Origin of the sequence: Stenotrophomonas sp. GD03654 (assembly GCF_029845105.1) — a bacterium.
Classification (GTDB): Bacteria; Pseudomonadota; Gammaproteobacteria; order Xanthomonadales; family Xanthomonadaceae; genus Stenotrophomonas; species Stenotrophomonas africana.
This window is the reverse complement of record NZ_JAOCLC010000055.1, coordinates 24,449-35,025: the sequence shown is the minus strand read 5'-3', so window position 1 is coordinate 35,025 and position 10,577 is coordinate 24,449. Positions and strand designations below refer to the sequence as shown.

Genomic DNA, 10,577 nt, shown 5'->3' with positions numbered 1-10,577 from the left:
ACCCACCCAGCCTTCGACAGTTTTCTGCGAGCTGTCGGTATTGCTTTCTGTAGAGCCGAGCCATGCTCGGCTCAAATCTCACAGATATCGAAATATTCGATTTCGATTGAGAGTCATCCACGCATGGCGTGGATCCATCAGATCGCGGAGATCTGTCAGAGGTGGGGCGGTGCCGGAGTGCGGGGTGTCAGCCGCATGGATGCGGCTGCCAAGCCTACAAGGACGTACTTGCGGCGTCCCCGCACTCCGGCACCGTCCCACCATCCCACGGATAGCCCGCTGTTGCCGTTGCTCTGGCTTCGGCAGGTGCAGGGTGCAACCCTGCCGACCCACCCTATTCCTCGACCGGGAAGTCCTCGATCGGCTTCAGCACATCGTAGTGCTCGCGATGCAGCTTGCCCTTCAGCTTCGGCAGCTCCGGCAACGGCGCATCCACCCGCGTGTCCGGCAACCGGTCCAGCAGGTTGCGCACCAGGGTCAGTCGCCCCAGCCGCTGGTCGTTGAAATCCACCAGCGTCCACGGCGCCGCCTCGCGATGCGTCGCGCGCAGCATCGCCTCACGGGCTTCGGTATAGGCGCTGTACTTGCTGCGCGATTTCAGGTCGACCGGGGACAGCTTCCAGCCCTTCAGCGGATCGAGGTGGCGCTCGGCGAAACGCTTCTCCTGCTGCTCCTGGTCGACGCACAGCCAGTACTTGAACAGCAGGATGCCGTCATCCACCAGCAGCTGCTCGAACACCGGCGCCTGGCGCAGGAACTGTTGGTACTCGGTTTCGCTGCAGTAGCCCATCACCCGCTCGACGCCGGCGCGGTTGTACCAGCTGCGGTCCATCAGCACGATCTCGCCGGCGGCGGGAAGATGCGAGGCGTAGCGCTGGAAATACCACTGCGTGGCTTCGCGGTCGGTGGGCTTGGGCAGCGCCACCACCCGGCACTGGCGCGGGTTGAGGTGCTGGCTGATGGCCTGGATCGCGCCGCCTTTGCCTGCGGTATCACGGCCTTCGAACAGCACCAGCAGGCGCTGCCCGCTGTGCTGCACCCAGCGCGCCATGGCGGTCAGTTCCAGCTGCAGCGGCAGCAGCAGTTCGTCGTAGTCCTTGCGCTTGAGCTTGGCCATCGTCACACCACGCGGAGAGGAAGCCCGAGCGTAGCGCAGGGATGGCTCAGGCGATGTCGACGCCTGGTAGAGTCGACTGTCAGTCGACTATCGCGCGCAGCGCGGGGTTTCAGGCTTCCTGCCGAAGGCAGTCGACCAACAGTCGACTCTACCCAGTCGACATCATCCAATCGACATTACCCGGTCGGTTCGGTTGTTCCCAGCCAGCCGTGTTCGCGCGCCAGCCGCTGCAGCAGCGCCGACAGGTCGCGGGCGAACCCGTCCATGTCGAACAATCCACTGCGCTCGCGCGCCTGCGCCAGATCGGCACGCAGCGCGGCCAGTGCCGCAGGGTCATTGCCCAGCGCGCTGGCGGTGGCGATGAACGCCGCATCGTCAGCGACATTCATTCGCGCCAGCCCCAGATGGTGATTGAGGCTGCCGGCCACGCGCGCGGCGAAGGTGTCGCCGGGGCAGGTCAGCACCGGGCAGCCGGCCCATAGTGCGTCCGATGCTGTGGTGTGCGCGTTGTACGGGTTGGTGTCCAGGAACAGATCGGCCAGCTGATAACGTGCAAGGTACTGCGGATGCGGCAGCTTGGCCATGAACACCAGGCGTGCCGGGTCCAGGCCAGCGGCCTGTGCGGTGCTGCGCAGGCGGGCATCGGCCTGACCGGGCCCGGACAGCAGCCACAGCACGCTGCCGGGTACCGTCTGCAGCACGGCGAAGGCGCGGCCCATGCTGCGCGGATTGAGCTTGTAGCTGTTGTTGAAGCAGCAGAACACCACGCCGTGCTCGGGCAGGCCGCAGTCCGCACGCGTCGGCGCGGCTTCCAGCGCACGCGTGTTGTCCGAGGGCTGGAACGCACGCGGCAGGCGCAGCACGCGTTCGCTGTAATGCGGTTCCAGCGATGGTGGTAGCGCGAAGTCATCGCCAATCACCGCATCCATCCACGGCGCACCCGATGTGCCGGGGTAGGCCAGCCAGTTCAGCTGCAGCGGGGCAGGACGCATCGCCAGCACTTCCGGCGTACCGCCGCCGCCCCAACCGCGCAGGTCGAACAACAGGTCGATGCCCTGCGCGCGGATGCGGGTGGCGATGTCGGCATGGCGCAGGCCGGCCACGTCGTGCAGATGCGTCGCCGCCTGCAGGCGCTGGCGGATGCGGCTGCCGTCGTCGCGGTTCAGTGCGAACAGATGCAGTTGCAGCGTCGGGTCAAGGCGCAGTTGCTCCAACAGGGCTACAGTCAGCAGCCCGGTGGGATGGGCGCCAAAACCATTGGAAAGGAAACCGACGCGCAAGGGGCCGTGCCCACGCGCCTTTACGGCAGGAAGGGGACGCACCCCCGAAGCAACCACCGCAGCACGTGCACGCGCACAGGCCAGCTGTTCGGCGGCGCTGGCGTCCTCGCTGAGGAAGGCGAACGGTTCGACAACACCCTGTCCGGAGGCCAACGCACCGCGCACCTGTGCAGCCAGCGCGTCCACGTCCTGCCAGTCGCACAGGCGGCGCTGCCAGGCCAGCCGCTGGGCGGCGATGTAGGGCTCGGCCGGCATCAGGGTGTGCGCGCGCCGATAGGCGGCCGATGCGCCCTCGGCATCATCGGCATCTTCCAGCGCGTGGCCCAGCCACAGCGCGATGCCTGGATGCTGCGGTGCCAGCGCCGAGGCTTGGCCGAGCAGCGTCGCGGCGTCGGTATGTGCGCCGGCCATCCACGCCACGCGGCCCAATCGCGCCAGCGCTTCGGGATGGTTCGGACGCAGCTGCAACGCACGGCGCGCGGCCTGTTCGCCAGCAGCGATGTCGCCGGCTTCCAGTTCCAGGTCGGCCAGCATCACCCAGGCGACAAAGTCGCCGGGCTGGCGAGCGATCGCCTGTTGCAGTTGTTGCCGCTGCTGCCAGGCCGTCATCGTGCTCAGCTCGCCGACAGCTGGGCCAGGGCGTCGACCTGGTGTTCGTGGCTGAGCCGCTGCAGCAGCGGATCGAGATCGCCGGCGAGGATGTTCGGCAGGTCATACAGGGTCAGGCCTTCCACGCGGTGGTCGGTGATCCGGCCCTGCGGGAAGTTGTAGGTACGGATGCGCTGGCTGCGGTCGCCACTGCCGACCTGCAGGCGCCGCGACTCGGCCTGTGCCGCATCCTGGCGCTGGCGCTCGGCGTCCAGCAGCTGCGCCTTCAGGCGTTTCATCGCCTTGTCGCGGTTGGCGTGTTGGCTGCGTTCGGTCTGGCATTCCACCACCACGCCGGTTGGCACGTGGGTGATGCGGATGGCCGACTCGGTCTTGTTGACGTGCTGGCCGCCGGCGCCGGACGAGCGGAACGTATCCACCCTCAGGTCCGCCGGATTGATGACGATGTCATCGACTTCATCGGCCTCGGGAATGATCGCCACGGTCGCCGCCGAGGTGTGGATGCGGCCCTGCGATTCAGTGGCCGGTACACGCTGCACGCGATGCGTGCCCGATTCGAACTTCAGGCGCGAGAACGCGCCACGGCCGACCACGCGCGCCACCACTTCCTTGTAGCCGCCATGTTCGCCGGGGTTGTCCGATTCGATCTCGACCTTCCAGCCCTGGCGTTCGGCATAGCGGACGTACATGCGGAACAGGTCGCCGGCGAAGATCGCTGCTTCGTCGCCACCGGTACCGGCACGCACTTCCAGGAACAGGTTGCCTTCGTCGCGTGGGTCGCGCGGCACCAGCAGCAGTGCCAGTTCCTGTTCCAGCTCCTGCAGGCGGGCTTGGGCGGCGGCGATCTCCTCGTCGGCCAGCTCGCGCAGGTCGGGGTCGGCGCGCATGCCTTCGGCGGCGGCCAGGTCGGCCTTGGCACGGGCTTCATCGGCCAGGGCGATGGCGATCGGTTCAAGTTGGGCGAATTCGCGCGAAAGGTCGCGGAAACGGGTGTTGTCGGCGACCACATCGGGTTCGGCGAGCAGGCGTTCCAGTTCTTCGCGGCGCTCGGCCAGCGCTTCCAGCTTACGGCGCAGGGTCGGCGTCATCGGGTCTCACGGGTGGGTGGCGGTAACCCGGCGTGGCCGGGAACAGGCGCTCGGCGGCGCGGGTCAGGTCGGCATCGCCACTCAGCGCGGCAGCGCGCAGGGCGGCGGTCGGCGGATGCAGCAGGCGGTTGGTCAGGCCGTGGGCCAGCAGTTCCAGCACTTCATCGGCCGGCTTGCCGTTGGCCAGCTGCTGGCGTGCGCGCTCCAGCAGCTCGGCGCGGGTGGCCTCGCCGAACGCACGCAGCTGCCGCAGCGGCGCCTGGTGGGCGCTGGCCTGCTGGGTCTCGACGAAGCGCGACACCTGCAGGTCGATGATCGCCTCGGCTTCGGCGGCGGCCTCGCGACGGCCACGGCGGTTGTCTTCCACCGCGCGTTCCAGGTCATCGACGGTGTAGAGGAAGGCATCGTTGAGCGTGCCGACCTCGGCCTCGATGTCGCGCGGCACGGCCAGGTCGAACAGCAGCATCGGCTTGTGCCGGCGCGCACGCAGGGCCTTGGCCACCATCTCGCGATGGATCACCGGCTCGCGCGCGGCGGTGGCCGAGAACACCACGTCGGCCTCGCCCAGGTGGCGGTCCAGTTCGGTCAGCGGCAGGGCCACGCCGCCATGGCGGCTGGCAAGTTCCTGCGCGTGGGCGAGGGTGCGATTGGCGATCAGCAGCCGGCGGACCTTGCCCTCGCTCAGGTGCCGTGCAGCCAGTTCGATGGTCTCGCCGGCACCGACCAGCAGCACGGTGGAATCGTCCAGCCGGGCGAACGCGTTCTGCGCCAGGCGCACCGCCGCCGAGGCGACCGACACCGGGTTGGCGCCGACCTGGGTATCGGTGCGCGCACGCTTGGCCACCGAGAAGGTCTGCTGGAACAGGCGGTCCAGGCGCTGGCCAAGCAGACCGTGGTCGCGCGCGGTCGACCAAGCATCCTTCACCTGGCCGAGGATCTGTGGTTCACCCAGCACCATCGAGTCCAGCCCGGTGGCGACGCGGAACAGGTGGCGCACGGCCTCGGCATCGGCATGCTGGTACAGGTAGCCCTGCAGGTCGCCGGCCTGGCTGTGCAGCCACTGGTCCAGTGCCTGCGCCGAATCGGCCACGGCGTACAGTTCGGTGCGGTTGCAGGTGGACAGCAGCACCGCCTCGGCGATCTGCGGGGTATCGCGCAGCGAACCGAGCGCGCGCGGCAACGCCTCACCGGCGAAGGCCGCGCGCTCGCGCAGCTCCACCGGTGCGGTCTGGTGATTCAGTCCGAGCACCCACAGGGTCATTGTTCAGTTGCTTGCGATAAGCTGCTGGCCATTGGACGACATTTTAAGGCCCCGATGCCGACGATGCCCGCATTGATTCGCATCCCCAGTGTTCTGCTGCTGTCCCTGGCCTGCAGCCAGGCCCTGGCGGCAGTGCCGGCCAAGGCCCCCGTACGGGCCCCGGCCACTGAGGAACTGGCGCTGGAACCGGTGATGGCCGGTGAGTTCGCGCTGCAGGCCGGCAAGCTGGCCGACGCCGCACGCTGGTACCTGCAGGCGGCCCAGCAGACCGACGGCGACGCCGGCCTGGCCGAGCGCGCGACCCGCATTTCCATGCTCGCCAACGACGATGCCAGCGCCGCCAAGGGCCTGGCCCTGTGGCAGCAGCGCGCCCCACGCTCGTTGACCATGCGCAGCGCCGCCGGTGCGCTGGCCATGCGACAGGGCGATGTGAAGGCCGCCCGCACCGAGCTGCAGGCCCTGCTGGCCGACCCCGACGAGCGCGGCTGGAAGTTCGCCCTGGCCGCGCTGATCGGTGGTGGCCGTGATCCGGCGGTGCCCGCACAGGTGCTGGGTGAGCTGGTCGACGCCAACGCCATTCCGCCGAAGATCGAAGCCTGGCAGGAATTCGGCCGCCTGGCCCTGCGAATGGAAAAGCCCGAGCTGGCGCGGCGCATGATCGATGAAGTGGTCAAGCGCTTCCCCGAGGAGCCGCGCGTGGCGTTGCTGCGTGCCAGCCAGCTGCAGCAGGCTGGCGAGACCGACAAGGCATTGTCGCTGCTGCACGACGTGGAGCCGAAGACCCGACAGGACCCGGAACTGCGCAATGCGGTGGCCATCGCCTACGACAGCCTGGGGCAGCCGGCTGCGGCCGAACGCGTACTGGCCTTCGGCCCGCAGGACGTGCAGACCTGGGGCATGCGCGCTTCGCTGCTGGCCAAGCAGGGCGACAAGGCCGCGCTGTCCAACCTCTACAACGAACTGTCGCGGCAGGCGGCCAAGCCGGACCCGGCGCAGCGCCTGCTGCTGGGCAAGATCGCCGAGTACCTGAAGCGCTACCCCGAGGCGGTGCAGTGGTATCACAGCGTGCCTGGTGGCGATGAGCTGAGCGAAGCGCGCCTGCGCGCGGCCAACGCCCAGGCCCTGGCCGGGCGCCTGCCGCTGGCGCTGGATGAAGTGCACGCGATCCAGTCCGATGCGGTGGTCGACGACGATGTGCGCCGCGACGCCTACCTGCTGGAAGCCGAACTGCGCCAGCGCGCAGACGATAGCGCCGGCGAACTGGATGCGCTGGCCCGGGGCCTGGCCGCTTACCCGGATGACAACGGCCTGCTGTACGCCCGTGCGCTCACCTGGGAACGCCGTGACGACATCCCACGCGCCGAGGCCGATCTACGCAAGATTCTGGTGACCGAGCCGGAAAACGTACCGGCATTGAACGCGCTGGGTTACACCCTGGCCGATCGCACCGGTCGCCTGCAGGAGGCTCTGGAGCTGATCGACCGCGCCCGCGTGGCCGAACCGGACAACGCCGCCATCGTCGACAGCTATGGCTGGGTGCTGTATCGCCTGGGCCGCAAGGAAGAGGCACTGGTGCAGCTGCGCCGGGCCTGGACCCTGGCCAAGGATCCGGAGATCGCTTCCCACGTCGGCGAAGTGCTGTGGGTGCTGGGCAAGCATGACGAGGCCCGCCACTTCTTCGAGGAAGCGGCCAAGCTCGACCCTGAAAACCGCGCGCTGCTGCGCGCCCGCGAGAAGTTCAATCCATGAGTGTTTCCCTGATCCGGCCGCTGCTGTTGGCGGCCGCGACCCTGATGGTCAGCGCCTGCACCAGCGTGGGCACGCAGAAGACCCCGGCGCCAGCGGTGGTCGAGACCGTGTCTGCCGAAGCGGCGCAGGCCGAGGCGGCGCGCGTGGCCGCGCTGCAGGCACAGCCGGACTGGGCCTTCCAGGGCCGGGTCGCGGTCAGCAAGGGCAAGGACGGCGGCAGCGGTCGCATCGACTGGAAGCAGGAAGGGCGCCGTTATGTGGTCGAGCTGAGCGCGCCGGTGACCCGGCAGAGCTGGAAGCTGACCGGCGATACCCATTCCGAAGCCGGCCGCCTGGAAGGGCTGGCTGGCGGGCCGCGTGACGGCGAGGATGCCCAGCAGCTGCTGCTGGAAGCCACTGGCTGGGACATTCCGGTCAACCAGCTGCCGGAGTGGATCCGTGGCCTGGTGGCCGGCGATGCTGCCGGTCCGGAGAAGGTCGAGCGCGACGGTGAAGGCCGGCCGCGCCGCATGCAGCAGATGGGCTGGCAGGTGCAGTACCTGGACTGGTATCCCGCCGAGGCCGGGCGCCCAGCGCTGCCGCGCCGGATCGAGGCCAGCAATGGGGATGCCAAGGTGCGCCTGCTGGTGGACCAGTGGGGGCAGGGCACTCCATGAGGGGGGTAGCCGATGGCACGGGCTGGTCCTGGTGGCCGGCCCCGGCCAAGCTGAACCTGTTCCTGCACATCACCGGCCGCCGGGCCGACGGTTACCACGAGCTGCAGACGGTATTCCGCCTGCTGGACTGGGGTGACCGCATCGGCCTGCGCCTGCGTGAAGACGGCCTGGTGCGTCGGCAGGGCGAGGGCCTGTTCGGCGTGGCCGAGGCCGATGATCTGGCGGTCCGCGCCGCGCGGCTTCTGAAAGATGCGGCCAATATCGCGCAAGGCGCAGACATCATCGTTGAAAAGCACGTTTCTGCCGGTGGGGGGTTCGGTGGCGGTTCCTCCGACGCGGCCACTGTGCTGGTCGTGCTGAACCGGTTGTGGCGGGCAGGGCTGGACGAGGACGCGCTTGCCGCGCTTGGCCTGCGCCTGGGCGCGGACGTGCCGGTGTTCGTGCGCGGGCGCAACGCCTGGGCCGAAGGGGTGGGCGAGCGCCTGCAGCCGATCGTGCTGACACCGGCCTGGTATGTGGTGGTTGAGCCGGGCGTTCATGTTCCCACCCCGGCCCTGTTTGCAGACCCGGATTTGACGCGCGACAGCCCAGTGGCGAAAATAGAGGACTTCGCTTCCGGGACCCTGGTCGGGAACGCGTTCGAACCGGTGCTGCGCCGCCGTGAGCCTGCCGTCGAGGCAGCGTTCGCCGCGTTGAGCGACATTGGCACGGCGCGGCTGACCGGTTCGGGAAGTGGTTGTTTCGTCGAGTTCGCATCGCAGTCTGCTGCAGAGCAGGGACGGTCGAAGTTGCCGAAGGAGTTGCGGGCAAGGGTGGCAGCGGGCGTTTCGCGTTCGCCACTGCTGGATGCACTCGAGCAACACTGATTTGTCAATGCAGGGGCGTCGCCAAGAGGCCCAAGGCACCAGGTTTTGATCCTGGCATTCGTAGGTTCGAATCCTACCGCCCCTGCCAATAGCGGCTGTGTCCGCGCCTTCCAGCGCATCACCTGCGCGGGACGTGGAAACAACCGCGGTGTTGTCAGCAGCAAGGGTCCATCGGGTCCTTGCCGACCCCGGATCCCCGCCACTCGTCCCCGCCCGAGACAATCATGATGCAAGAGTCCCCGAACCTGCTGGTCTTTTCCGGCAACGCCAACAAACGTCTGGCGCAGAACATCTGCAAGGAACTGGGGGTTCGCCCGGGCAAGGCGCTGGTCTCGCACTTCTCCGATGGCGAAGTGCAGGTGGAAATCGAAGAGAACGTCCGCAAGCAGGACGTCTTCGTGATCCAGCCGACCTGCGCGCCGAGCGCGGAAAACCTGATGGAACTGCTGGTGCTGATCGACGCGCTCAAGCGCGCATCGGTGGCCAGCGTGACCGCCGTGGTGCCGTACTTCGGCTACTCGCGCCAGGATCGCCGCATGCGTTCCTCGCGCGTGCCGATCACCGCCAAGCTGGCGGCGAAGATGTTCAGCACCGCTGGCGCTGATCGCGTGCTGACCGTCGACCTGCACGCCGACCAGATCCAGGGCTTCTTCGATATTCCGGTGGACAACGTGTATGCGTCCCCGCTGCTGCTGGCCGACATCTGGCGCGCCTACGGCACCGAGAACCTGATCGTTGTGTCGCCGGACGTGGGCGGCGTGGTCCGCGCCCGTGCGGTGGCCAAGCGCCTGGATGACGCCGACCTGGCGATCATCGACAAGCGCCGCCCGCGCGCCAACGTCTCCACCGTGATGAACATCATCGGTGACGTCGAAGGCAAGACCTGCGTGATGGTCGATGACATCGTCGATACCGCCGGCACCCTGTGCGCCGCTGCCGCTGCCCTGAAGGCGCGCGGTGCGCTCAAGGTCGCCGCCTACTGCACCCACGCGGTGCTGTCGGGCCCGGCGGTGGACAACATCACCAATTCCCAGCTCGACGAGCTGGTGGTGACCGACACCATCCCGCTGAAGGACGCAGCGCGGGTGTGCAGCAAGATCCGCCAGCTGAGCGTGGCGGAAATGCTGGCCGAAACGATGCGCCGCATCGCCTTCGGCGAGTCGGTCAGCTCGCTGTACGTCGACTGAGTTTTTCGTCCCTGCCGGCAACGGCGGGGGCATACCCCGGGTGCTTCTGGTCGCGGAAGCATCTTCAACCGCCAAGCCGCAAGGCGAGGCAACAACCTGAGTAGTCGAAAATGTCGAAGACCCATGAAATCAAGGTCACCAAGCGTGAACTGCAGCGTAAGGGTGCGAGCCGCCGCCTGCGTCACGCGGGTGTGATCCCGGCCATCGTGTACGGCGGCAACGCCGAGCCGGTCGCCATCAGCCTGGACCACAACGAAATCTGGCTGGCCCAGCAGAACGAGTGGTTCTATGCCTCGATCCTGGACCTGAACCTGGACGGCCAGGTGCAGAAGGTCCTGCTGCGTGACATGCAGCGCCACCCGTACAAGCAGCTGATCATGCACCTGGACTTCCAGCGCGTGAACGAGAACGAAGCCCTGACCGCTTCGGTCCCGCTGCACTTCATCAACGAAGACACCTCGCCGGCCGGCAAGGCTGCCGACGTCGTGGTCACCCACGAACTGAAGGAAGTGACCATCACCTGCCTGCCGAAGGACCTGCCGGAGTCGATCGAAGTCGACCTGGGCGAGCTGAAGGCCGGTGACGTGGTGTACCTGTCCGACATCAAGCTGCCGAAGGGCGTGGAAATCCCGGCCCTGGCGCTGGGCAAGGACCACGACGACGCCATCGTCACCGCCAAGGCCGGCAAGGTCGACGCGGCTGACGAAGAAGCGGCTGCCGCCGAGTAATACCGCTGCGGTGCCTGCCTCCGGGCAGGCACCGTA

The 10,577-nt window shown here is 67.9% G+C and carries 9 protein-coding genes and 1 tRNA gene; 6 read left to right on the top strand and 4 right to left on the bottom strand.

The features are described 5' to 3' along the window. Positions 1-334: 334 nt before the first annotated feature. The 4 genes from ppk2 to hemA form a co-directional block, all read right to left on the bottom strand. The gene (ppk2, locus tag N5J73_RS18165; protein ID WP_019661160.1) at positions 335-1,117 is read right to left on the bottom strand and encodes a polyphosphate kinase 2; all 783 of its coding nucleotides are present in this window, start codon (positions 1,115-1,117) and stop codon (positions 335-337) included. Positions 1,118-1,293: 176 nt separating this feature from the next. After that, the gene (locus N5J73_RS18160; RefSeq protein ID WP_049444759.1) at positions 1,294-3,006 is read right to left on the bottom strand and encodes a tetratricopeptide repeat protein; all 1,713 of its coding nucleotides are present in this window, start codon (positions 3,004-3,006) and stop codon (positions 1,294-1,296) included. Between the two features lie 5 nt (positions 3,007-3,011). Further along, positions 3,012-4,094: a peptide chain release factor 1 gene (gene prfA, locus N5J73_RS18155; RefSeq protein WP_049444761.1), complete on the bottom strand. Its 1,083-nt coding sequence runs from the start codon at positions 4,092-4,094 to the stop codon at positions 3,012-3,014. Beyond that, positions 4,072-5,355, bottom strand: coding sequence for a glutamyl-tRNA reductase (gene hemA, locus N5J73_RS18150; RefSeq protein WP_049444762.1), 1,284 nt, complete (start codon positions 5,353-5,355; stop codon positions 4,072-4,074). Before hemA ends, prfA begins: the two co-directional genes overlap by 23 nt. Before the next feature lie 63 nt (positions 5,356-5,418). Between hemA and N5J73_RS18145 the strand changes: the two genes are divergently transcribed. The 6 genes from N5J73_RS18145 (at position 5,419) to N5J73_RS18120 (ending at position 10,541) form a co-directional block, all read left to right on the top strand. Beyond that, positions 5,419-7,104, top strand: coding sequence for a tetratricopeptide repeat protein (locus tag N5J73_RS18145; RefSeq protein WP_204315344.1), 1,686 nt, complete (start codon positions 5,419-5,421; stop codon positions 7,102-7,104). Next, positions 7,101-7,760 carry a lipoprotein insertase outer membrane protein LolB gene (gene lolB / locus N5J73_RS18140; protein ID WP_049444766.1) on the top strand — a complete coding sequence of 220 codons (660 nt, stop codon included), beginning with the start codon at positions 7,101-7,103 and terminating at the stop codon, positions 7,758-7,760. The genes N5J73_RS18145 and lolB overlap by 4 nt, the downstream gene beginning before the upstream one ends. Further along, complete coding sequence (ispE, locus tag N5J73_RS18135) at positions 7,757-8,626, top strand: 4-(cytidine 5'-diphospho)-2-C-methyl-D-erythritol kinase (RefSeq protein WP_049444768.1); 870 nt, start codon at positions 7,757-7,759, stop codon at positions 8,624-8,626. Before lolB ends, ispE begins: the two co-directional genes overlap by 4 nt. An 11-nt stretch (positions 8,627-8,637) precedes the next feature. Beyond that, positions 8,638-8,714 (top strand) — tRNA-Gln (locus tag N5J73_RS18130). Positions 8,715-8,853: 139 nt separating this feature from the next. Further along, positions 8,854-9,813 carry a ribose-phosphate diphosphokinase gene (locus N5J73_RS18125; protein WP_005415400.1) on the top strand — a complete coding sequence of 320 codons (960 nt, stop codon included), beginning with the start codon at positions 8,854-8,856 and terminating at the stop codon, positions 9,811-9,813. 110 nt (positions 9,814-9,923) lie between these two features. After that, positions 9,924-10,541: a 50S ribosomal protein L25/general stress protein Ctc gene (locus N5J73_RS18120; protein WP_049444770.1), complete on the top strand. Its 618-nt coding sequence runs from the start codon at positions 9,924-9,926 to the stop codon at positions 10,539-10,541. The last annotated feature ends 36 nt before the right edge of the window (positions 10,542-10,577 follow it).